The following is a 23,997-nucleotide window of genomic DNA, read 5'->3' as shown; positions in this document are numbered from 1 at the left end:
GTGATACGATTGACCTATTGATAATGTGTGTTTTTTAAAAGATAATAATTTTAGAACACTCAATAAGATTAATTTTGTGGAGACCGTTATGAGCAAGATTTTCAAGCCATTTTCGCTAACGACTTTGGGTACTCGTGCTGCAGTAGTAGTGGGTGCGGCTATGTTGACTACGACAATCTATGCATCTACGCAGCAACCGCTAGCAAGTGAGGTCCAAGCCGCCAAAGCCAGTAGAATAAGCTTACAACAAGCAATAAATATTGCGGCGAAAAAGTCATCTGGTCTATTGATGAGTGCCAGCTTTGATCACGATGATGATAAAGCGCAAGGCGGTGTGTATGAGATGGAATTTGTAACCAGTAGCCGAAACTATGAAATCAAAATTGACGCCATGAATGGTAGAGTGATTAGTACGGATGTGGAACGATTAGACAGTGATGATCTGGTAGATTATAAGGCACTTAAACAAGCGAAGATTGATGTTAAACAGGCAATGAAAATTGCTGAAAAACAATCGGGCGGGCGTGTTATCGAGATTGAGTTTAAAAACGACCGAGATTATAGTGATCATGCGTCCTATTATGAAGCTGATATCCTCAAAGGTAATAGTATCATTTGGCTAAATGTTGATGCCAATACTGGCAGTGTATTTAACAATAAGTTTAAGAAATAGCTAAGTAAGTTAAATAGATAGATATGATAGGTATCGCTAATAGTCGTTTTTCTTGCTACTCAGTTTTTTGAAAATGAGATATCAAAGCCGCGCATTTATTATTAAAAAAGCCCCAATCATTCAATGACTGTGGCTTTTTTAATCTGAGTAGTTAGATAAGTTCGCTATACCGTCTCACGCCACTTGCCTTGAACCATAATGCCGTTAATAGGGTTTAGCCCCATCTGATAAGCCAAATCCGCAGGTCGGGCGATATCCCATAAGACCAAATCTGCATCACAGCCAACTTCTATTTTACCCTTATTAGACAGTCCTAAAGCCTGTGCTGCGTTGACAGTCACCCCTGCCAAAACTTCTTCAGTCGTTAAGTAAAATAGCGTACAGCCCATGTTCATCGCAAGCAATAACGAGGTAAGTGGTGAGGTGCCAGGATTACAATCAGTAGAAATAGCCATAGGTACTTGGTGCCTGAGTAATGCCTCAATGGGTGGCAACTTGGTATCCCGCAGGGTATAAAATGCGCCGGGCAATAGAACTGCAACCGTATTACTGGCCGCCATTTTTTTGATATCGTCTTCTGATAAATGCTCTAAATGGTCGCTTGATAGCCCTTTATATTCGGCAACTAAAGCGCTGCCACCTATGTCGGATAATTGCTCAGAGTGCAGTTTAACTGGGATATTTAATGAGCGTGCCACCTCAAAAACCCGTCTGATTTGCTCAGTGCTAAAGGCAATATTTTCACAAAAGCCGTCGACCGCATCGACCAAGCCTTCTGAATGTAGTATCGGTAACCATGTACAGACTTGCTCGATATAGTCATCCGAGCGGTCCTGCATGTGAGACTTATATTCAGGTGGTAGGGCATGCGCCGCTAGATATGTGGTACTCACATGGATATTATATTTTTCACCAAGCTGGCGAGCAACCGTGAGCATCTTGCGTTCAGTATCTAAATCTAAGCCGTAGCCCGATTTGATTTCGATACTGGTCACGCCTTCTTTCATGAGTGCTATTAAACGTTTTTCACTTTGTGCAAATAGCGATTCAACACTGGCAGCGCGGGTAGCGGTGACGGTTGAGACAATGCCGCCACCTTGTGCCGCAATGTCTTGATAACTAGCGCCTTGCAAACGTGCCTCAAACTCGTTACTGCGATTGCCACCATAGACGATATGAGTGTGACAGTCGATAAGTCCAGGAGTTATCCATTTACCATCTACGTCTGTGATTTGGTGGTCTTGATAGTGAGTCAGATGAGCAGTGATTTGATTGTGCTCACCAATCCAAGCAATGCTGCCATTTTTAATACCGATAGCAGCATTGTTTAATTGACCATATGGGATGCTATTTGTATGTTCATCTGTATACATGCCAAAACCATACTGCGCCGAAAAAGTCGCAAGATTGGCATTGATAAAAACATGATCAAATGATGCCATGCTAGCATCGTCGAGCGTGATCTCTGTCATATTATTGGAATTATCCATAATGTTCTCCTGATTATTTTGCAGGCAGTGATTTTTGTTAGTAAAACTTAGACGACCAGTAAATGCTGCTCTATAATAGTCGCTAATAGTCTTGCCGCGACCTTGCAGCTGCGCCCATCAATATCAAAGGTGGGATTAATCTCGGCAATGTCGGCCATTTTTACTTTGCCTGATGCCATGATGGTTTTGACCATGCGTTCAACAAAACCAAGCCCAATACCATAAGCCGCTGGGGCACTCACACCGGGCACAACACTGGCAGGCAAGCAGTCCATATCGATGGTCAGATAAACCACATCGACCTGATCTATAAAGCTTTTCACTTGTTCAAAAAGTGTGTCCCAAAGATGATAGTGACAGTCTTCATCACTGATAACATGCACACCCAATTGCTCAGCGCGATCGAAAAGCGCCGTCGTGTTAGAGAAGCGACTGACGCCAATACAGCAATAGTGAAAAGGCTGACCATGTGCGTCAAGATGCTCGGCAATTTGGCGAAACGGTGTACCAGAAGTCGCCACATCAGATTGACGAATATCAAGATGGGCGTCAAAATTAATGATGCCGATGGTAGGCATGGCATTTGCTTCGCTTTTATTTTCTAATGCCTGCCATAGTCCCAAAAAACTACCATAGGCGATGGCATGACCACCACCAAGACCAATGGGCAAGCCGCCTTGTTTGACGATAGCGCTCACTTTATCCGCATATTTGAGCTGAGCTTGCTCAAGAGTGTGCGCAGCAAAGTCATCATCGTCGTGACAATAGATATCGCCTGCATCACCCAACAATGTCGCCAGTTGATTATCATAGCGTGTTTGCAATGGCGCAATGACCGGCAGTGTCGCAAACGCTCGGCGAATCAGCGGCGGGGCAGCTCGTGCACCCACGCGGCCTTGATTGCGCCTAACCCCTTGATCACATGCAAAGCCGATTAGCCCAATATTTTGATCCTCGTAAGGCTTTGCGAGCTGATACCAGTAGCGGGCACGTGCCGTCTCAAATGGCTCTGCACGGCCGGTCCACAGCATCATGTCAGCCGCTGTGTGACTCACGGTTGTGCTAATTTTCGTCATGGACATTGCTCATTCCCTTCAATTATCTAACGCTTATTTAGACTCGTACCAGTTGCTACGTAATGACTGCCAGTGCTCAGCAAGCGTACCGTCTAATACCAATTGCTTGGCCGCTTCAATATCAGGCGCTAGGTAGCGATCTTTGTCATAGAAAGTCACTTTCTCGCGCAGTTTCTTATGTGCCACTGTTAAAGGCTCTGAAGTCTCTAATCCGCGATGAAAATCAATCCCTTGACCGGCAGCCAATAGCTCAATACCGATAATGGTGGCAGTATTCTGTGCCATCTCGTATAGGCGGCGTGCGCAGTAGGTGGCCATGGATACATGGTCTTCTTGGTTAGCAGAGGTCGGGATACTGTCAACGCTACCCGGATGAGCGATAGATTTGTTTTCTGAGGCAAGCGCGGCTGCGGTCACATGGGCGATCATAAAGCCTGAGTTTACCCCAGCATTGTCGACCAAGAACGGCGGCAGACCACCTGACAGCGTCGCATCGATTAGCAAAGCGACACGGCGCTCAGACATAGAGCCAATCTCGGCGATTGCCAAGGCCAGAATATCAGCGGCAAAAGCGACTGGCTCAGCATGGAAGTTACCACCTGAAATAGCGACTGGGCCATCTTCATTATTAAAAATAAGTGGGTTGTCTGTCACCGCATTGGATTCGATTAGTAGCGTTTTTCCTGCTTGGTTAATGATATCAAGGCAGGCACCCATGACTTGCGGCTGACAACGCAGGCAGTAAGGGTCTTGAACTCTATCGTCTTGCTCACCATCGTGTGAGGCACGAATAGCACTGCCTTTGATTAATTGACGGTGCGCTTTGGCGATTTCAATTTGACCATGATGCCCACGTACTTCGTGAATACGCGCATCAAATGGTGAATCCGAGCCTTTGGCAGCATCAATCGACAGTGAGCCTACAATGGTGGCGGTCTCAAGCAAATCACGCGCTAAGAAATAACCCCGTAATGCCAATGCGGTTGAGACTTGAGTACCGTTGATAAGTGCGAGGCCTTCTTTGGCTGCTAGGGTAATTGGCTCAAGTCCATGCTGTGCTAGCGCGTCTGCTGCAGGCACTTTTTCGCCAGCGACAAACACGTCACCTTCACCCATCATTGCAAGCGTCATGTGTGATAAAGGTGCTAAATCACCAGAAGCACCAACTGAGCCTTTTGCCGGAATGTTTGGCGTGATTTGATTATTGATTAAGGCCAGTAAACTGTCTACCACCTCACGACGTACGCCAGAGACACCTTGAGCCAAACTAGCAACTTTCATGACCATAATCAGTCGTACTACGCCGGCAGAAAGTGCTTCACCAGTACCCACTGAGTGAGAAACAATCAGGTTACGTTGAAGTAGCTCAAGCTGATCATCACTGATACGGGTCTTTGCTAACAGACCAAAACCAGTATTGATGCCATAAGCGCTTTTGTCGCGTGCAATGATGGTGCGTACATCTTCGTGTGAGGCATCGATGGCTTTATAAGCACTCTCAGGTAATGTCAATATGACAGGCTGCTCATAGATATCACGTAGCATCTTAAAGCTAAGCTGGCGAGGGTGTAGCGTTAATTGTTTGATATCGTTCATAGGGTGATCCTAGTATTGTAAGACATATGGATTATATTATTTTTGATTCATGTCTTTGTTGAAATGACGTTTTTTGAATGTTTTTAGTTAACATGATACTTGTTATTAAATTTGTTTTTTTAGCCAATCCAGTTGAAGTACATGGCTAGATGTCCGAATGCAGCAGCCAATAAAATACTGAGTACCACACGCTCAAACCAGATAATGACCATTTTTCCGACAGATAATGGTATTTCAGTGGCAAGCACACAAGGAATCATGGCAGAGAAAAACAACACGCTGCTAATAGAGATGACCCCTGCAACATAGCGAGTCAATATATCAGCCTCACTGAGGAGTAGTGCTGGCAAGAACATTTCAGCCAATCCCGCTGACATGCCTTTGGCGGCAACCAGAGGCTCTGGTAAGCCGCTAAGCAATGTAAATGGATAAAGAAGCAAGCCTAAAGCATCGAATACAGGCGTATATTTTGCTAATATCAATCCTGTCAAGCCAACCGCGATGATAGAAGGCACAATCGCCGCTGCCATCGTCAGCCCATCGCGAAAGTTAGACCATAAGATTTTTTTTAGGTCAGTGGCACGGCGTGAAGTGGACAAACCCAAATCAAATGCTGCCGCCAGACGTGTACCACCTTTATGGTCTAAAGCGGGACGTTCAACGCTATCATCAACAAGACTAATGGGTGGAATACGAGCAGTAATCGCAGTGACGATAAAGGTAATCACTAGCGTAGACCAAAAAAACAGGTTCCAAAACTCCATCAGACCAAGCGTTTTGGCAACAATGACCATAAATGCCGCTGATACGGTCGAAAAGCCAGTCGCAATGATAATGGCTTCGCGCGCTGAATATTGCTTTTGCAAGTAGACACGATTAGTAATGAGCAGCCCGATAGAGTAGCTACCAACAAAGGATGCGACCGCATCAATCGCTGATGAACCTGGGGTTTTCCAGATAGGTTTCATAATCGGCTGCATGAGCACACCGACCATCTCGAGCAAACCAAAACCCACCAAAAATGCTAAAATTAATGCCCCAAGCGGTACAATCATACCGACGGGTAATGCCAGTTTTTCAAACAAAAACGGCAGCATGTCCTTTTCCATCATAAAGGCAGGCGCTACGTCAGCAACATACATCACTGCCAGTATCAGACCAATGATTTTAAAAGCAGTCATAATCATGTGGGTAATGTTTTTACGCCATGAGCCGTCTATAAATGGCTTGCTTACCCCAAAGATCATCAGTAAAAACAATAACGTCACAGACAATGTATGCTGCTGATTGACCAGATAAGTTGCCCCATGATCGAACAAAATCGTGCTTTTCTCACCAATGGTAAATGGCACAAAAAACATGACCAAACCGATAGCACTAAAGACTATCAGTTGCAGTAACGCTACAGGTTTAGACAGTAGTGATTCAGTTGGTGTCGCTGCTGCATCCTTGAGATTTAGTGTCGTATTTTGCTCAATCACATTATCCTCCTTGATAAAATGTCGATGATATCCTTATGTCAAGTAATCACTTATAAGGATAAAGGGTATGCTACTTAACCATCGGCAGATTTAGACCATAATCTTTCGCTGTTTTGATCGCCAGCTCATAGCCTGCATCGGCATGACGCATAACCCCTGAGCCGCAATCGTTGACAAGTACTCGTGCCAAGCGTTTGGCAGCGGCATCAGTGCCATCTGCGACAATGACCATACCTGAGTGCTGCGAGTAGCCCATGCCAACGCCGCCGCCATGATGTAGTGATACCCAAGTGGCACCGCCTGCGACATTGAGCATACCATTCAATAATGCCCAGTCAGATACCGCATCTGAGCCATCTTTCATGCTTTCAGTTTCGCGGTTTGGGCTGGCAACAGAACCCGTATCCAAGTGGTCACGACCGATGACAATAGGGCCTTTTAGCTCGCCGTTTTTGACCATTTCATTAAAGGCTAAACCTGCTTTGTCACGCTCACCCAATCCTAACCAGCAGATACGGGCAGGCAAACCCTGAAACTGAATACGCTCTTTTGCCATATCTAACCAGCGATGGATATGGGTGTTTTCAGGGAACAGCTCTTTGATTTTTTGATCGGTCTTATAGATATCTTCTGGATCACCTGACAGCGCCACCCAGCGGAAGGGGCCTTTGCCTTGGCAGAACAGCGGACGAATATACGCGGGGACAAAACCTGGGAAATTAAAGGCATCTTTAACGCCTTCATCAAAAGCCACCTGACGGATATTATTACCATAATCAGTCGTTGGGATATCCATTGCCTGCAAGTCTAGCATCGCCTGTACGTGTACGGCACAAGACTGAGCGGCAGCTTTGGTTAATGCTGCATGTTGCTCTGAATCTTCTTGTGCAGCTTTCCATTCTTCAACCGTCCAGCCGCTTGGCAGATAGCCATTGATCAAGTCATGGGCTGAGGTTTGATCGGTGACCAAATCAGGCTTCATGCCACCATCGTGCGCACGCTTGACCATCTCAGGTAAGATGTCTGCGGCATTACCAAGTAGGGCAATAGAAACGGCTTCACCCGCATCGGTATGTTGTTTGATCAATTCATAAGCATGGTCGAGATCATCGGCTTGCTTATCGACATAACCAGTACGCAAGCGGAAATCGATACTAGACTGTTGGCACTCAATGTTTAATGAAGTCGCACCTGCAAAGGTTGCGGCTAGTGGCTGTGCGCCGCCCATGCCGCCAAGACCGGCGGTCAAAATCCAACGACCTGCCCAGCTACCATCATAATGCTGACGACCTGCTTCTACGAACGTCTCATACGTCCCTTGCACGATGCCTTGCGTGCCAATATAAATCCAGCTACCCGCGGTCATTTGGCCATACATCATTAAGTCTTTGCGATCGAGCTCGTTAAAGTGCTCCCACGTGGCCCAACGCGGCACAAGGTTAGAGTTTGCAATCAAAACACGCGGTGCATTTTCGTGCGTTTGAAACACGCCAACTGGCTTGCCCGATTGCACGAGCAACGTCTCATCGTCTTCCAATTCTTTTAATGACGCTAGGATTTGATCATAGCTTTCCCAATTGCGGGCTGCGCGTCCGATACCACCGTAGACGACTAAGCTTTTAGGATTTTCGGCCACATCAGGATGCAAATTGTTTTGCAGCATGCGATACGGTGCTTCGGTCAGCCAGCTTTTGCAATGTAATGTGCTGCCAGTGGGCGCGGCGATTTCGCGGCCCTCATCACGGCGAGTCAGCTTAGTCTCTTTATTGGTTCCATGGTCAGTAGTCATTATCATATCCTTGTGATATCTGTTAAGACGATAAAGTAATCAAAGTAAGTGTTTTACAGTCAGTCTATAAATTCAGCGAAACATCGATTAGATGACGCAGATTTTTTAGCACTACCGTAAAGTTGTATATACAAATTATCAAAGATACTTTTTTCATGCAAGCAATTTTTTATAAATGACTTAATTATTTTTGTGAGGGTTTTGGTGGATAGATAAATGTCACAGTGTTTTGCCAAGGTTCATAACGTTATCTCGTGATAGTATGGCGCTACTATTATTGGTGAAACTAACGGTTAAACACGGACATGACAAAGACAATCCCGGCATATCAGCGCATAAAAAACGCCATATTAGACAATATACACTCGGGCAAATGGCAAGCGGGCAATGCAATTTCTACAGAAATGGCGTTGGCAAAAGAGTTTGGAGTATCGCGTATGACGGTCAATCGCGCTCTAAAAGAGCTGAGCGAAGAGCGAGTGCTAGAGCGCCGGCAAGGGTCGGGGACGTTTGTCGCCCAGCAGCAGTTCAATCATACCTTTGTAGAAGTGCGTAATATCGCGCAGGATTTAAAATCTGCCAACCGCGATTATCAGGCGCAAGTGGTGAGTAAACGCATGCTTACGGCTGCGATGTTGGATGATGAATTACGGCGTAAATTTGATATTAATGAAGTAGCTGTGTCTTCTGATACAAGCGCTAACACAAACGCTGATACAACCGTAATGGATGACAGTACTGGCGCAGATAGTAGCAGCGACGTTGCTGTTTTATACGAGGTAAAAATCATTCACTTTGCGGATGGTCAGCCCATACAGTTCGAAGAGCGCTGGGTGGATGCGCAAAAGGTGCCAGAATTTATTGAGCAGGATTTTAGTGTGGTCAATACCAGTGATTACTTGATTGCCAAAAGTCCTCTAGAGAGTGGCAGCTATACCATCCGAGCATTGGCAGCGCCAGATGAGATTGCTGAGTTTTTGCAAATTGCGCCGCAGTCACCAACGCTTGTGTTGCGTCGACAGACCTATTCGGCTGGTCAGGTCGTTACCTTTGTAAAAATGTGGCATGCGGGTGATCGCTATCAGTTCTCAGGCGAGTTGTAGCAGATATAGTCAAGCCTATATAAATCCGCTACATGGTCATCCTCGCTAAGCATACCAATGTATAACTTGCACTCGGTTTCCTTGTATCGAAATTATATTGAACTGACTATAGCTTAAGCTTACGTATGCTCACTGATTGTGTACGTTTTTCTGTCTAAAGTGAGATACTATATCCATAAGCTGCTATTTAATAAGATAGCAATTGGTGTTAATTAAACTCGCCAGAATATTTGAACAATCGTTAAAAATTAAAATATAATATAGAAACAGTATTGAAAAATAGCCCAAATAGCCTCAAATCGGGCAACCAAAGCCGAATATCATAGAGGAGCTTATATTGTTCTTCTGTGTCGGCTTGCCCTATTTATTAGCACCGTATATTTTATTAGTGCTGTGTGTCTTATTAACATTATGCGTTTTTACTTTATTCATTCACTCTTATAAGGACGTCTTATGAAACGTCGTACTCTTTTAGCCCTTGCCGCCAGCACCATGTTCCTTGCCGCTTGTGGTCAATCTACTACCAACGAAGCCGATACCAGTGCAACTGACAGCGCTGCAACAGGCGGTTCTGATTTGCTACAACGTATCAACAACGGCGGCACTATCAACGTCGGTACAGAGGGTACTTATCCTCCGTTCACGTACCATGATGAGAGTGGCAAACTAACGGGTTATGATGTTGAAGTAACGCGTGCAGTAGCGGATAAACTGGGCGTAGACGTTGAGTTTAAAGAAACTCAATGGGATGCGATGCTAGCTGGTTTGGATTCAAAACGCTTTGATATGGTGGCTAACCAAGTTAGTTTGACCACGCCTGAGCGTAAAGCAAAGTATGACAAAGCAATGGCTTATAGTTGGTCAGGTGCGGTTGTATTGGCACCTACTGATGACAACCGTTATAGCTCGTGGGAAGGTCTAAAAGGCCTACGTACGGCGCAATCACTTAGCAGTAACTACGGTGAGCTTGCAGAGCGTTATGGCGCAGAGATCGTTCCTGTCGATGGTATGGCGCAAGCGATTCAGTTAGTGAAGCAAGACCGTGCTGACTTTACGATGAATGACAATCTAGCAGTATTGGATTATCTCAAAAAATTCCCAGATTCTGATCTTGAGATTAAACTGACTGCACCTGCTAGTGAGTTACGTGGTTCAGGCCTAGTACTTATCAAAGGTGATGATGAAGTCGTAGCAAAATTGGATGAAGCAATGGCCGAATTGGCGGCTGAAGGTACGCTAACTAAGCTTAGCGAACAGTTCTTTGGTGCTGATATAAGTCAACAAAAATAATGTCAGTTTCTATCATGTCAGCTTCTGTAATGTCTACATCATGGTTCGCGGACTTATTGGCAGTATTGCCATTTATGAGTCCTGATCGAGCGCAGATTGTCATCTCGTCGTTTTGGCCAATGCTCAAAGGCGGTATCTATTATTCGATACCGCTGGCGTTGATCTCATTTGCGATCGGTATGGCCATTGCACTGACAGTGGCATTGATTCGTATCATTCCGCGTGCCACTTGGTTCCATGAAATCATCTATCGGCTCGCTCGTGTCTATGTGTCCGCCATTCGCGGTACACCGATGCTGGTTCAGCTGTTTATTATTTTTTATGGTCTGCCAAGTGTCGGGGTGAAGCTTGATCCCTTTCCCTCAGCGATTATTGCGTTCTCACTGAACATCGGTGCTTATGCATCTGAGACAGTGCGTGCTTCGATTTTGTCGATACCAAAAGGACAGTGGGAAGCAGGCTCGACGGTTGGCTTGACGTATCTACAGACTTTTCGTCATGTAATTTTACCGCAGGCGCTTCGAGTGTCGGTGCCGCCGTTATCTAATACCTTTATCAGTTTGGTAAAAGATACCTCACTTGCTTCATTGGTGCTGGTCACTGAGCTGTTCAAACAAGCGCAGATTATCACAGCACGTAACTATGAGTTTATGCTGGTCTATACAGAAGCGGCGATTATATACTGGGGTATCTGTCTGTTCTTGACCTTTATCCAAGGCAAGCTTGAAACTCGGCTAGACCGTTATGTAGCAAAATAAGCTACGTAGTAAAATAAATTATGGCTCAATAGACACGCCCTAGCACAACAGGAATTTTTATGATCAAAGTCACTAATATTCATAAAGCCTTTGGTGGCAATCAGGTGCTAAAAGGCATCGACTTGACCATTAACAAAGGCAAAGTGGTCGTAATATTAGGACCTTCAGGATCGGGTAAAACCACCTTTTTGCGTTGCTTAAATGCGCTAGAGATTCCTGATCAAGGTGTGATTGCTTTTGATGACGATAGCTTGAGCGTCGACTTTGCGACTAAGCCAAGCAAAAAAACGCTACTAGCCTTACAGCGTAAGTCAGGTATGGTGTTTCAGTCTTATAATTTGTTTCCCCATAAGACAGCCATTGAAAACTTGATGCTTGGGCCTACAGTGGTGCAAGGGCAGAGCAAAGCGCAAGCCCGTGAGCAGGCATTGGTACTACTTGAGAAAGTTGGACTGTCGGACAAAGCAGATCTCTATCCGTTCCAGCTATCTGGTGGTCAGCAGCAGCGTATTGGTATTGCCCGTGCGCTAGCTATTGAGCCATCGCTCTTACTGTTTGATGAGCCAACCTCTGCGCTTGATCCAGAGTTGGTACAAGATGTGCTTGAGACGATGAAGCAGCTCGCCTCTGAAGGTTGGACGATGGTTGTAGTGACTCACGAAATCAACTTTGCCCGCGACGTTGCCGATCATGTTGTACTGATTGAAGACGGTCATGTCGTCGAAGAAGGTAGCGCTAAGCAGATGTTCGAAGTGTCTACTCATCCACGTACGCAGGCCTTTTTGCAGCGTATTGAACAGTAATATCATCAAGACAGTCCAAGTTATTTAGCAACTGTCTATGGCATAAATACTTACCTCTAAAGCAAAGTGTCAAGCACAATAAAGCCCTGACTATATCGATATAGTTGGGGCTTTTTTCGTCTAATAGCAATGGTGCCAAGGCTATTCAAACTTCTTAAAAAGTACAGACTAAATTCTTTGCCGTCTTTTTAGCCAACGTGGTACGCGAGTGGCAGTGCCGTTTAATATGGCATTAAATAAAGCTGCCAGTAAGATTAATACCACGCCCACATATTGAATCCAAGATAAGGATTGATGCAGCAATAGTATGGCAAGGGCAATGGCAGTCAATGGCTCAAAAATCGTAAATACTGATGCACGAGTGGCAGGTAATTTCTCTAATGCTTTCATATAAAGGGCAAAGGGCACGACGGTTCCAATCAAAGACAACCCCAAGGCATAGCCCCAAGTATGTAAAGGTAAGCTCAATAACCGCCCATAGGTTTGATAGGTTTCAGGTAATAATAGCAGTACACCAGCGCTGATGATAATAGAGGTAAAAAACACCAAAGGCGCAGGGTGAGCATCGTGCATCGCGCGCTTGCCCAGTACCCCGTATAAGGAATAACAGACGCCTGCTAGCAGTCCTAATAGGATGCCCCAGTTGACTTGCGCTTGCTCACCAAGCATCGTCAATCCAACACCAAATACCGCCATGAGCGCCAGTAATGCCGACTGGCGAGTGATAGATTCATCAAGCAAGAATGCCGAAAACAATAAGCTAAACACAGGCGCAGTATAAAGCAAGGCAACCGCAGGGCCAGCACTGACATAGATTACAGCAAAAAAGTAGCATACCGACATACCAAGTACGCCAATCAAAGACTGCAATGCCAGTCCAAGCCACTGCTTTCGACGAAGCTTGATAAGATGCGGCCATAGTTTTGGTAGCATGACAAGAATAAGAAAAGCCGCGGTCACGATACGTAAGATCGTAATTTGCCAGCCACTAAAGCCGATTTGATTGAGGTAGGTCGAGAATATCCCCAAGGTACCCCAGCAGACAGCGGCTGTGATGATTTGAATGGTGCCTATCCATGACTGCCGTGCTGACATTACGCCATCGGTATTTGCCATATCGCTCTCTATTTTTATGTGATATCAAAACCTATGCCCAAAATCAAAACCTGAAACAGTCCAAGCCTTTTGGCTAATGGCATCATACAATACTGAAATAAGAAAAAGACAACCCGAGTAAGGGCTGTCTTTTGTTTGTTGTTTTCAGTCTATCATTAAAGCGTTAATTAAGTTCGAACGCAAGTTAGTCAGACATAAAATTCAATTTATTTGAGTTAGAGGTACGCTTGTCTTTAGCTTATGTCTTTAGCTTATGTCTTTAGCTTATGTCTTTAGCTTATGTCTTTAGCTTATGTCTTTAGCTGATCACCCTTTGGTGCTATATCCCCAAACTTAAGCATCATGACTTACAACTGTAGTAAAAAATTCGTCAGCAAGCGTTTGGCACCTTCGGTCGCAAATGACTCTGGGTGAAACTGCACACCTTGAATGGGATAGTCTTTATGCTGTAGTCCCATAATCTCCTCACCTGCTAGCGCAGATTCGGTTAGGCTGAACTCAGCATGAGCATTATTGGCGACGACAGCTGTGACAGACAAGCAATCTGGTAAGGTGTCTGCTTTTACCATCAATGAGTGGTAACGCATGATTTCAATCTCTTGTGGCAAGCCTTGATAGACACCCGCGCCATCATGGCGAATCGATGAGACCTTACCATGCATCGGCACGCTTGCCCGTACCACATCGCCGCCGAACACATGCGCAATCCCTTGCATGCCGAGGCACACACCCAATAGCGGCGTCGTCTTACCCATGACTTCAATCACTTCGGCACAAATACCGAAGTAGGAAGGATCATCGGGTGCGCCAGGGCCCGGTGAGATGATAATGCGGTCAAGATTCATGGCCTGTACATCTGCTAACGTTATCTCATTATTGCGTTTAACAATGACGTTCGCGGCTTTATCGCCGTCCATCGTCTGCAAAATCTCACCGATATATTGGTAAAGATTAAAGGTAAAGGAGTCGTAGTTATCTATAATTAAAACATTCATGGGTTATCCACTCTTTGGCAAAATATAAGCAATTTACGGGTTCATAAAACTGTCTAAGACTACTTTCATGGCAGACAATTTACGCTGAATTTCTAGATATTCATCAGCAGGATTGGAGTCATAGACATTGCCGCCACAGGTTTGCGCATAGGCAGACTCGCCGTTGATGAATAGGCTGCGAATAGGAATGGCAAAGATACAGTCACCATTAAAGTTAAACGATCCAAGTGCACCACCATAAGCACCGCGACCATCTGGTTCTAGCTCATTGATGACTTTAATCGCTTCAACTTTTGGTGCGCCTGACAACGTCCCAGCGGGGAAGTTGCTGGCAAGGGCGCTAAACATATCTTCATTAGGATGCAAGATTCCGACGATTTCAGACGAGATATGTTGCACGTGAGAGAAGCGTTTGATATCCATGAGACTACGTACTTTGACGGTGCCAAATTGTGCCACACGGCCAATGTCATTGCGATGCAAATCGACTAGCATATTGTGCTCAGCAATCTCTTTGGCATCATTTAGTAATGCGCGAGCAAGCTGTCGGTCTTCGATGACATCGACACCGCGCTTGGCAGTACCTGCCAGTGGATAGGTTTCCATCTCACCTTGGCGCAAGCGAAATAGCAGCTCTGGTGACGCTCCAATGATGCATTGCTGGGCAAATTTCATAAAATACATGTGCGGCGACGGATTGACCGACCGCAATTTCTCATAAATGGGCATTTTATCGCCGGCAATACGGTATTTGGATTTAAAGCCAACCTCACACTGAAAGATACGCCCTGAGATGATGTCTTCTTTGACTTGCATCACGGCTTTGGCATGCTCTTCTTGGCTCATGCCGTCACCCAAAAACTCAACTGTAGGCAGCTCATAGCTTGGAATGGGCGCATCAAGTAGGGCTTTGATTTGCTCGATGCGGTTTTCTTGCTGCGCAGTTGGATAATAAAAGTAGAAAATCTCACCGGTCATCTTATCGAGCGTTAGACCATCCAAATATACGCCAAATTTAAACGGTTCAAAGTCATCGCTCGCTTTAGCATTGAGACTGGGCTCAAAGAAATTGACACTGTCATAGCCCAAATAACCAACGAGACCACCGCTTTGGTCGCGAGCAATGACGTGCTGCGGCGTAATTTTGCGCAGTAGCTCGTAAGGATTATCCGTTTGATAATGAGTGGTTTCAGCAGTTTTATTATCAGTAATCGTGAGGGTTGTACGATCGATGGCAGCAATGGTCATCACTGGATCAAAACCAATTGCATGATGACGCGCCATATGTCCATCTTCGCCCAATGATTCAAGCAGATAACAGGTCTCAAAAGCGCGCTCAATACGTTTAAACAACGCAAAGAAATCAATATCCTGAGTGAGTTTAATGCGCTGTGGTTTACTAGGAATGTCAATAGCAGCAGGTTGGTTAGGTTTTGAATTAGGAGAGGTCATAACAATATCCAAATTGGTTCAATGGTTGATCAAATAAAAAGTAAGACAAATTAAAACTCTAGTTTCTGATTAATTAGGCGGCCTTTTCAGCTGTGTCTTTTATGAATTTTTTCTATGAGTCATTAGTAAGGCACTCACATCATGAACTTGCATGGCTTTGGCGCCGCGCGAGACGGTAGCGATACCGACACCTAGCTGCTCGGATATCTCGCGCTGGGTGACACCGCGCTCAAGCAAGTCAAAAATGCGGATACGATTGGCGATTTCCTGCTGCTCTTTTTCCGTCAATAGCGCACTGAATAGTAGGTCGATAGCGGTGCTGTCATGACAACTGGCTAAATGGCTTAATAAGCTTTGATAAGGGTCTGTGCTCATAACATTCATCTTAATGGAAAAGAAAAGGGAAGCTTACTTCGTTTCAGTATTCTAGTACGATAGTACATAAAAGGCAAGTAGCCTATGTAGATGTTTTGCTACTGCTGTTAAATGGGTACTGTGTTTTGGAAGATGATTATTTATATAGGATGGATCCTACATTCATAAAGATAAAGCCAGCTAATCTTTATTAACTGGCTTTATCTTTATGAATGGTTAACAGCTCGTTTACAGACCCTAATTAAACGGAAGAGTGCTAACTGGCAAGTTCAATTTGCACCTGCCAATCCTCTATATCCAGCTCATAACAGTTTTTGCCTTCACCATTGATACGATCTATCACCAAAAAATCAGAGTCACAACCGAGGGCAAGTAGCGGATGATGCCAGACATTGGCATCGTATTGCACACCTTGATGAGATTGGACATAAAACACGGTCAAATCATCTGCAGACTGTGGCGGCGCACCAGCAGGCGCAACGATGACGATATAATCCTGACCATTCATCGAAAAAAACGCTTGCGTGCCAAACGGATGATATTCCATGACCGATAAGGCAATAGGAAATTCACGCTTTTTGGCGCGGAAGATACTCATGCCGACATCGCCGCCGTCAAGTTTGGCTTCAGCGATGGCGTGATGGCGGCAGGCATAGCCTTTATTGATATGGTAGCTATTTTCAGGCGTCTGTGCTGCCTTGTCATAGGGTTCGATTACGGTGCCGTAGGGCGCAAACTCAGCTTTGGTTAAAGGTCTTGCAACGATCGTAGTCTTCATAAGAGTACTCATGACTTTGCCTTACTTTTGGTGATCACTGTTTATAATTGCTATGAGCCACTTTGCCATAAGCCCGTACGCGAATTAAATCAACATCTGGGAATAAATGACATATTCGAATGAACGATTATGCCGCTATATTGCTCATCGTTCTGAATGCTTTGTTGTTCTGATTATTCTTGTTATTGCGCAGGGCTTATCGTGCTGGGCGAATAAACGGCATATGACGATTCACGTCTTTGTATAGTAAGTATCTAAATGGACCGGGTCCGCCGGCGTAACAAGATTGTGGACAGAATGCGCGTAACCACATAAAGTCACCCGCCTCAACTTCTACCCATTCACCATTTAAGTGATAGACCGCTTTACCTTCTAGGACATACAAACCATGTTCCATCACATGCGTTTCATCAAATGGAATCACGCCACCTGGTTGGAAAGTCACGATATTCACATGCATGTCGTGACGCATATCAGACTGCTCGGTAAATCTGGTGGTTGCCCATACGCCATCAGTACCCGGCATCTCAATCGCTGCAACATCATGATCGCTGGTTACAAAGGCTTCAGGCACTTCAATACCTTCACAGTGTTGATAAGCTTTACGAATCCAATGGAATTTAACGTGCTTGTCGCTATTGTTTTTTATCGTCCATTTGCAGCCGGGTGGTAAGAATGCATAACCGCCCGCTTCAAGATGATGCGACACGCCTTCGATAGTCATGTCCATTTCACCTTCAACGATGAATATAACCCCTTCAGCGTTTGCATCTAGCTCAGGCTTTTCTGAGCCGCCATTAGGCTCAACTTCGACGATATACTGTGAAAAAGTCTCAGAGAAACCTGAAAGTGGGCGTGCAAGCACCCACATGCGCATACCTGTCCAAAACGGCAGATAGCTAATAACAATGTCGGTCAGTACACGTTTGGGAATAATGGCATAAGCTTCGGTGAAGATAGCGCGATCAGATAGCAGTTGTGTTTGTGGAGGCAAGCCGCCAGTGGGTGCGTAATAAGTACTCTTTGTTGACATTGTTGATGTTCCTTAGTGGTGTTGTGCCGCAATAAATTTGTGTCTAAACGTATGGTTACATCCAGTTTGCAGTGTTATCGGCAGTGGCTGGATGGTTTTTATACCAGTGTTTGGCAATGTCATCACGGCGGCATACCCACACATCGGGCTTGCTGGTGATATATTGCAAAAACTTTTTGAGGGCGATGATGCGACCGGCGCGACCAATGATGCGGCAGTGCAAACCGATGGTCAGCATCTTGGGTGTGTGCGCGCCTTCTTCGTATAAGGTATCGAAGCTGTCTTTTAAGTATTGATAAAAAGGCTCGGCGTTGGTAAAGCCTGGGCTTGAGGCAAACCGCATGTCATTGGTCTCTAAGGTATAGGGAATGACCAAATGCGGCTTACGAGCGATTTTGTTACCGTCTTCTACTTTGACATTGAGCCAGTAAGGGAGCTCATCCGCGTAAGAGTCTGAGTCATAAATATAGCCACCTTGCTCGGCGACCAACTCACGAGTATTCGGGCTATCTCGTCCCGTGTACCAACCGAGCGGCTGACCGCCGATCATGCTCTCGAATATTTCAGTGGCACGGCGCACATGCTCGCGCTCGGTTTCGCGGTACATATTTTGATAAGTAATCCAGCGTAGACCGTGACTGGCGATTTCGTGTCCATCTTCTAATACTCGCTCGATAATATGCGGCGTTTTTTCAGCAGCAGCAGCGCAAGTGAAGGTCGTAATAGGCAAACCGTATTCTTTAAAAGTGTCCAATACGCGCCAAACACCCACACGGCTACCATACTCAAATGCCGACTCAATCGACTGATGACGATTGTTAAATTCTGGTGTCCCCAAGACATCCGATAAAAACCGCTCTGATTGACCGTCACCATGAATCACGCTATTTTCTGCGCCTTCTTCGATATTGAGGACGAACTGTACAGCGATTTTAGCGCCGCCTGGCCAGTTGGCTTTTGGCGGCTTATCAGCATAGCCTTTTAAGTCGCGAGGGTAGGCGTCTTGATTGAAATCGCTGATTATTTTTTTACTCATTGTCAATATATCCTAAATATTTTAAAGCAACTTAAGTCAACTAAAGCAAAATAAGGCGTAACTTTGGATCTATATAATATTTATCTGCGACCTTTATCTATAATCCCGATGCGTAAGCCACCATTTGCTGACGTTCTTCATCCGTCAATTTTGTGAGATTACCCAGTGGCATATAGCCTGTTTGTACAGCAGTGACGATTTTTGCTTTATGAGTTTTCATGTCGGTCGGTGTCTGCAAGATGATACCAGCTGGCGGCGCGGCAAATCCTTGCTGAGTAGGCTGGGCGGCATGGCACGTGCTACAGCGCGTGTGCACGACATCCATAATGGCGTCATCAGCAGAGGCAGTTACTGGCACGACGTCGGCAGTGATATTTTCATTTGAGGCGGCATCAGTGCTTATAGTAGAACCGTCGACTGCACTATCAGTAGTTGTTGGTGGCACACTATTTGGTGTCGCCGTTTCAGCAGCGGCTGCAGCATTGACAACAGGTAATGGCTCAATTGGTTCTGGGCGCATCCAAATAATTAATAGTACGGTTAAGACAGCAGGGATGACCAAATAACGCGGCTTATGATTGTCTAAATGCTTTTGGTTAAAATAGTGACGTACAATAGCCGTGATGATACCCACAAATACCAATACCAACCAGCCATGAGCATGAGAGTACATCATCGGATAATGATTGCTAATCATGGTAAAGATCAGCGGTAAGGTAAAATAGTTGTTCATCAGCGAGCGGTTTTTTGCTTGTAGTGCCAAGTCCGCCACTTCTTTGCCTGGTTTTTCGCCACGCCTCACGCATTCTACCAGCGCTCGTTGCGCAGGCATGATGCCAAAGAACACATTACCTGCCATGACTGTACCCAATATGGCACCGATATGAATGAACGAAGCACGGTCACTAAATAGCTGATAAGAACCCCAGCAGGCGATGATTAATAGGATAAAAATAATGGTGCTAAAAATGAAGGAGTTTTTGCCCAAGTGGCTGCGGACAATCACTTCATAAATGAAATAGCTGCCGAATAAAAATAACAAACTGGTCGAAATGGCACCGATACTACTACCAAAATCGACTTTGCTTGGATCAATCAAGTAGGCAGTCGCATTGGCATAATAGACGATAGAGAGCATCGCCATACCCGTCAGCCAAGTGGTATAAGCTTCCCATTTAAACCAGTGCAGGGTCTTTGGCATCTCTTCGGGCTCAAGCTTGTATTTGGCAATTTCATAAAAGCCGCCACCATGTACCGCCCATAAGTCGCCTGAAATGCCTTTGTCAGCCTTCCACTGTGGTGGTTTACGTAAACTAAGATCTAGCCAAACAAAGTAAAAAGACGCACCAATCCATGCCACGCCAGCGATGACGTGGAACCAGCGAAAAAATAAGTTAAACCAATCGAGATAATAAGCGCCCATGTTGCAAATGTCCTTTTTACAATTTTCTTTTGTTCAGCTTTTTTCAATCTTTCGACGCGTTTTGCTATGGCGACGTGCTTTTATGATGTTCTTTTATATGATGATGCTATATAACTACATAACTACATAACTAAGAGCCACGATACGTGCTGTAGCCATGTGCGCTAAGCAGTAGCGGTACATGATAGTGACCGTTATCACTTATCATAAAATCAATGACTACTTGTGGATAAAAAGCCGTGAGATTTTGTGCATCGAAATAAGACTGCGTATCAAAGGTTAAGGTATAACGACCAACATCTAAATGATATTCAGCAATATCAATCGTTGGGTCAAACGACCAGCTGTCTGGTGTCACGCGTCCATCCGCGTTGGTGACGCCATTGGCTAATAGAGATGCCTCGCCAGTTGCGCTTACGCGATCTAGCGTCACGGCAATACCAGCAGCTGGTTTGCCCAAATGGGTATCTAAAATGTGTGATGAGAGAGTACCTGACATAATAATTCCTTTTATATAAATGAGTCAGATGCTGCTGAATGCGTTAAGCGTCACTCAGCAGTTTCTGTAAACGTAAGCGGGTGATTTTATTTTGCTCAGCCGCCGCATTGACCAGCTCAGTAGTGCGATCATTGGGCAGACGTGCTAACAATAAATCGAGCATTTGCTGCGCGCTCTTACCAGTGGCAAATACGATAAAGATAAAGCCAAATTTATCAAGGTAGTCTTGATTGCCTTGTGCCAAAGCTTCAATCACCTCGTCATTGGCATCATTGGCACCCGACTGCTCATGGGCAGCACTGTCTTGAGTATTGCGGTATTTTTCTTTTAACGAGTCGACGTTGCCGATTTGTGGATGACCATCAAAAGCCTCTAGTAACTGGGCTTCTGCTGTCTGCGCTTGTGCCCAAGCATCATCACTATGAGCAAGTAATGTAGATATATCAGCGAAAGGACGTTTTTTTTCTAAAGCCTGCGCCCAATGGGTGCTGGTACAGCAGGTCAATAGATGTGAAATTGCCTCAGTTGTTGAGAGCTCATTAAACTGCTGTAAAGATAATTTCACGATGACATCCTTTTCTTTTCTGACAAAAGCGGTGGAGTAACATTTCTCGATAACATCTCATGCTAAAGTAGTATTTATCGAATAATAATTGGTTTACTATGAGCTATTCTGCTTAAACCTGACCATTTGGTCAACTACTTTGTGTAAATATTTTATTTAGACTGGTGATATTTCATAAAAATTAGCATATAAATCCAGTTATTGGCTGGGATATGGCTCTTTATTCATCACAATAATGACAGGTAACATTTATCATGGCTCAACATAACGATATAGAACCACAAGCCGCGTCTGACGCGCCTGTACAGCGCAATCAGCAAGATATCCGCGCCCACAATCAAACCGTCATTTTGGCGGCGGCAGAAGAGGAGTTCGTGCTGCAAGGTTTTCGCGGTGCGACGATGCAAGGTATTGCCGATAGAGCCGAGCTGCCAAAGGCCAACGTGCATTACTATTTTAAGAATAAAAAAAATCTGTACCAAGCAGTGCTGCATTCTATTATTCAAGAGTGGAACGATGGCTTGGTCGCTATGAGTGTCGATAGTGACCCTAAAACGGTCATCGAAAAGTTTGTCCGTACCAAATTGCATCAAGCGTTTGCTCATCCCAATCGCCATAAATTGTTTGCGCTGGAAGTCATCGGCGGTGCTCCTCATCTGCATGAATTTATGTCGGCGACCATGAAGGCGTGGGCGCTAGACAAGGCGCAAGTGATGAAAACTTGGCATGAGCAAGGTAAGATTGGCATCGCTGACCCTTTACAGCTATTGATTTTGATTTGGGCAACGACGCAGCGATATGCAGAATTTGAGACAGAAATTGTCGGTTTGATGGAAAAGAGTGAGTACGATCAGCAGGATGAAGCGCGGGCGGCAGACTTTTTGGTGCCGTTCATTTTGCGAGGCTGCGGTCTTGAGTAATGCTTATGTATTATTATTATTTTACGTCTATAACATGCCATTAATACGAAAGCATTCTGAATATTTTCGTATTAAGGCGCGCTAAAAGAGTCAATTTTCAGAACTAGAACAGCAATGCTGATTGGTAAAGAATTTGACTATCCTAACGTACGTTTAAGAAGCCTTTTGTCTAAGAGGCTTTAGACCGTCATCCAGATGCTGCTCTGCCGTATCAAATTCGACACCGTAGTTTTTGGGTAAAATCATATCGAGAGTAATGGCCACAATACCTGACATAGTAACCGCCGAACCAAAGATATTACGGAAAAGCTGCGGCGCCTGTGCGAATACATCAGGAACAAAAGCCACGCCCATAGACAGACCTAGCGAAGTGGCAATGATTAAGATATTGCGATGGGTAAAGTTGACCGTTGATAGGATACGAATACCAGCAGTCGCTACCGTTGCAAACATCAATAACGTCACGCCGCCAACGACTGGTTTTGGCAATTGGGTAAAGATAGCACCCAAAATAGGGAATAGCCCCATAGTGAACAAGATAGCCCCAACATAGAAGCCCACATAGCGACTGGCAATACCAGTCATCTGAATCACGCCGTTGTTTTGGCTAAAAGTCGTCACAGGGAACGTGTTAAACACCGCCGCAATTAATGAGTTGACACCATCACCTAATACGCCACCTTTAATGCGTTTCTCGTATAGAGGTCCTTTGATGGGTTCGCCCGATATCATCGAAGTCGCCGTCAAATCACCAGAGGTTTCAATACTGGTAATGACATACATAAAGGCGATAGGAATAAAGGCCTGCCAATCAAACCCAAAGCCAAACTTGAATGGCACAGGTAGCGTAAAAATAGGGGCATCAGAGACCAAAGAGAAATCAATACGTCCCATAAGAATGGCTGCGATCAGACCAAGCATCAACCCTATAAAGATAGCACTGGAGCGAATGACTTTATTATTAACAATACTAATCAACACCACACTGACCAAGACCCCGCCACCGAGCAGCAGATTCTGTATACTCCCGAAATCTTCAGCGCCCACGCCGCCTGCCAAATCCGTCAGACCAACCTTGGTTAATGACAGACCGATGGTCACAATCACACAACCCGTCACGATAGGGCTCATCAGAGATTTGAGTTTGGTGATGAATTGACTTAAGAAAATCTCAACGAAGGCACCAAGAAAGGAGACGCCAAAGATAACAGAGAGAATCTCCTCCGGACTCCCGCCTTTGTTTTTTACCACAAAACCTGCCGCCAATACCGCGGCCAAGAAGCCAAAACTGGTTCCTTGTAACGCCATAAGACCGGAACCTACTGGTCCAACTTTATGCGTCTGAATAAAGGTAGCGACCCCTGATACCATCAATGACATGCTGATGAGATAAGGGATATGTTCTCCTAAACCCAAGACGCCGCCTATGATTAATGAAGGGGTGATGATACCGACAAAGCTGGCAAGTACGTGTTGTACTGCGCCCAAAAAGGCTTTTGTAGGGGTAGGACGGTCATGCAATCCGTATAGTAAATCGGGGTTCCCTTGAATGTGTTCGCTCATCTTGGCTTCCTCCTAAAGTGACTTTTAGTCCAAGCTCTGTGGAGAGAGCTAAGCAGTGTGATGAGTTTAGAGATGGATATCGACACACCGTTTATCTTCATATTGCTTAGTTGTCTCACAAAGAGTCGCACTTATCCTTGTGCTAATAAATATCAGCAGCTAGCTATTATTTATCAATATGAC

General features: G+C 45.1%; 22 protein-coding genes. 6 read left to right on the top strand and 16 right to left on the bottom strand.

Annotated elements, in window-relative coordinates:
- Positions 1 to 88 precede the first annotated feature (88 nt).
- Positions 89 to 673, top strand: a complete 585-nt coding sequence (locus tag ACT3S4_RS02440; RefSeq protein WP_426241435.1) for a PepSY domain-containing protein — start codon at positions 89 to 91, stop codon at positions 671 to 673.
- Between the two features lie 164 nt (positions 674 to 837).
- On the opposite strand, the gene hutI is transcribed toward ACT3S4_RS02440, so the two are convergent.
- From hutI to hutU, 5 genes are all read right to left on the bottom strand, one after another.
- The gene (gene hutI, locus ACT3S4_RS02435) at positions 838 to 2,163 is read right to left on the bottom strand and encodes an imidazolonepropionase (RefSeq protein ID WP_444760364.1); all 1,326 of its coding nucleotides are present in this window, start codon (positions 2,161 to 2,163) and stop codon (positions 838 to 840) included.
- Between the two features lie 47 nt (positions 2,164 to 2,210).
- Complete coding sequence (gene hutG, locus ACT3S4_RS02430; RefSeq protein WP_444760466.1) at positions 2,211 to 3,239, bottom strand: formimidoylglutamase; 1,029 nt, start codon at positions 3,237 to 3,239, stop codon at positions 2,211 to 2,213.
- Between the two features lie 33 nt (positions 3,240 to 3,272).
- Complete coding sequence (gene hutH, locus ACT3S4_RS02425; protein ID WP_444760363.1) at positions 3,273 to 4,835, bottom strand: histidine ammonia-lyase; 1,563 nt, start codon at positions 4,833 to 4,835, stop codon at positions 3,273 to 3,275.
- Between the two features lie 119 nt (positions 4,836 to 4,954).
- On the bottom strand, positions 4,955 to 6,316 hold the full coding sequence (locus ACT3S4_RS02420; RefSeq protein ID WP_444760362.1) for a YjiH family protein: 1,362 nt from the start codon (positions 6,314 to 6,316) through the stop codon (positions 4,955 to 4,957).
- A 70-nt stretch (positions 6,317 to 6,386) separates the two neighbouring features.
- Positions 6,387 to 8,105: a urocanate hydratase gene (hutU, locus tag ACT3S4_RS02415; RefSeq protein WP_444760361.1), complete on the bottom strand. Its 1,719-nt coding sequence runs from the start codon at positions 8,103 to 8,105 to the stop codon at positions 6,387 to 6,389.
- Between the two features lie 305 nt (positions 8,106 to 8,410).
- Here hutU and ACT3S4_RS02410 point away from each other — a divergent pair, with 305 nt between their 5' ends.
- The 4 genes from ACT3S4_RS02410 (at position 8,411) to ACT3S4_RS02395 (ending at position 12,059) form a co-directional block, all read left to right on the top strand.
- Positions 8,411 to 9,208 carry a UTRA domain-containing protein gene (locus tag ACT3S4_RS02410; protein WP_444760360.1) on the top strand — a complete coding sequence of 266 codons (798 nt, stop codon included), beginning with the start codon at positions 8,411 to 8,413 and terminating at the stop codon, positions 9,206 to 9,208.
- 453 nt (positions 9,209 to 9,661) lie between these two features.
- Positions 9,662 to 10,498, top strand: a complete 837-nt coding sequence (locus ACT3S4_RS02405; protein ID WP_057761253.1) for an amino acid ABC transporter substrate-binding protein — start codon at positions 9,662 to 9,664, stop codon at positions 10,496 to 10,498.
- A gap of 14 nt (positions 10,499 to 10,512) precedes the next feature.
- Positions 10,513 to 11,256, top strand: coding sequence for an amino acid ABC transporter permease (locus ACT3S4_RS02400; RefSeq protein WP_057762590.1), 744 nt, complete (start codon positions 10,513 to 10,515; stop codon positions 11,254 to 11,256).
- Positions 11,257 to 11,315: 59 nt separating this feature from the next.
- Entirely contained in the window at positions 11,316 to 12,059 is a 744-nt protein-coding gene (locus ACT3S4_RS02395; RefSeq protein ID WP_444760359.1) for an amino acid ABC transporter ATP-binding protein, read from the top strand.
- A gap of 168 nt (positions 12,060 to 12,227) precedes the next feature.
- On the opposite strand, the gene ACT3S4_RS02390 is transcribed toward ACT3S4_RS02395, so the two are convergent.
- From ACT3S4_RS02390 to uraD, 10 genes are all read right to left on the bottom strand, one after another.
- A complete protein-coding gene (locus tag ACT3S4_RS02390; protein WP_250163014.1) occupies positions 12,228 to 13,175 on the bottom strand; it encodes a DMT family transporter in 948 nt (315 codons plus the stop codon).
- Positions 13,176 to 13,522: 347 nt separating this feature from the next.
- On the bottom strand, positions 13,523 to 14,170 hold the full coding sequence (locus ACT3S4_RS02385; RefSeq protein ID WP_250163013.1) for an anthranilate synthase component II: 648 nt from the start codon (positions 14,168 to 14,170) through the stop codon (positions 13,523 to 13,525).
- Between the two features lie 33 nt (positions 14,171 to 14,203).
- Positions 14,204 to 15,622 carry an anthranilate synthase component I family protein gene (locus ACT3S4_RS02380; RefSeq protein ID WP_444760358.1) on the bottom strand — a complete coding sequence of 473 codons (1,419 nt, stop codon included), beginning with the start codon at positions 15,620 to 15,622 and terminating at the stop codon, positions 14,204 to 14,206.
- 99 nt (positions 15,623 to 15,721) lie between these two features.
- Positions 15,722 to 15,997 (bottom strand): Trp family transcriptional regulator, encoded by a 276-nt coding sequence (locus ACT3S4_RS02375; protein WP_198329394.1) that lies wholly within the window; start codon positions 15,995 to 15,997, stop codon positions 15,722 to 15,724.
- A gap of 256 nt (positions 15,998 to 16,253) precedes the next feature.
- Positions 16,254 to 16,787 carry an ureidoglycolate lyase gene (locus ACT3S4_RS02370; protein WP_444760357.1) on the bottom strand — a complete coding sequence of 178 codons (534 nt, stop codon included), beginning with the start codon at positions 16,785 to 16,787 and terminating at the stop codon, positions 16,254 to 16,256.
- Positions 16,788 to 16,971: 184 nt separating this feature from the next.
- Complete coding sequence (locus ACT3S4_RS02365; protein ID WP_250163011.1) at positions 16,972 to 17,808, bottom strand: bifunctional allantoicase/(S)-ureidoglycine aminohydrolase; 837 nt, start codon at positions 17,806 to 17,808, stop codon at positions 16,972 to 16,974.
- Positions 17,809 to 17,863: 55 nt separating this feature from the next.
- Positions 17,864 to 18,844, bottom strand: a complete 981-nt coding sequence (gene puuE / locus ACT3S4_RS02360) for an allantoinase PuuE (protein WP_193008650.1) — start codon at positions 18,842 to 18,844, stop codon at positions 17,864 to 17,866.
- A 97-nt stretch (positions 18,845 to 18,941) separates the two neighbouring features.
- Positions 18,942 to 20,267 (bottom strand): urate hydroxylase PuuD, encoded by a 1,326-nt coding sequence (locus ACT3S4_RS02355; protein WP_444760356.1) that lies wholly within the window; start codon positions 20,265 to 20,267, stop codon positions 18,942 to 18,944.
- A 130-nt stretch (positions 20,268 to 20,397) separates the two neighbouring features.
- Positions 20,398 to 20,766: a hydroxyisourate hydrolase gene (gene uraH, locus ACT3S4_RS02350; protein WP_250163010.1), complete on the bottom strand. Its 369-nt coding sequence runs from the start codon at positions 20,764 to 20,766 to the stop codon at positions 20,398 to 20,400.
- 43 nt (positions 20,767 to 20,809) lie between these two features.
- Positions 20,810 to 21,331 carry a 2-oxo-4-hydroxy-4-carboxy-5-ureidoimidazoline decarboxylase gene (uraD, locus tag ACT3S4_RS02345; RefSeq protein WP_250163009.1) on the bottom strand — a complete coding sequence of 174 codons (522 nt, stop codon included), beginning with the start codon at positions 21,329 to 21,331 and terminating at the stop codon, positions 20,810 to 20,812.
- A gap of 254 nt (positions 21,332 to 21,585) precedes the next feature.
- Here uraD and ACT3S4_RS02340 point away from each other — a divergent pair, with 254 nt between their 5' ends.
- On the top strand, positions 21,586 to 22,251 hold the full coding sequence (locus ACT3S4_RS02340; protein ID WP_055124609.1) for a TetR/AcrR family transcriptional regulator: 666 nt from the start codon (positions 21,586 to 21,588) through the stop codon (positions 22,249 to 22,251).
- Positions 22,252 to 22,404: 153 nt separating this feature from the next.
- On the opposite strand, the gene ACT3S4_RS02335 is transcribed toward ACT3S4_RS02340, so the two are convergent.
- The gene (locus tag ACT3S4_RS02335) at positions 22,405 to 23,814 is read right to left on the bottom strand and encodes a uracil-xanthine permease family protein (RefSeq protein WP_426241467.1); all 1,410 of its coding nucleotides are present in this window, start codon (positions 23,812 to 23,814) and stop codon (positions 22,405 to 22,407) included.
- Between the last annotated feature and the right edge of the window lie 183 nt (positions 23,815 to 23,997).

The organism is Psychrobacter sp. AOP30-A2-5, from assembly GCF_052378115.1.
Lineage (GTDB): Bacteria > Pseudomonadota > Gammaproteobacteria > Pseudomonadales > Moraxellaceae > Psychrobacter.
Note: the sequence above shows the minus strand (reverse complement) of the source record. Positions and strands in the feature narration are given on the sequence as shown.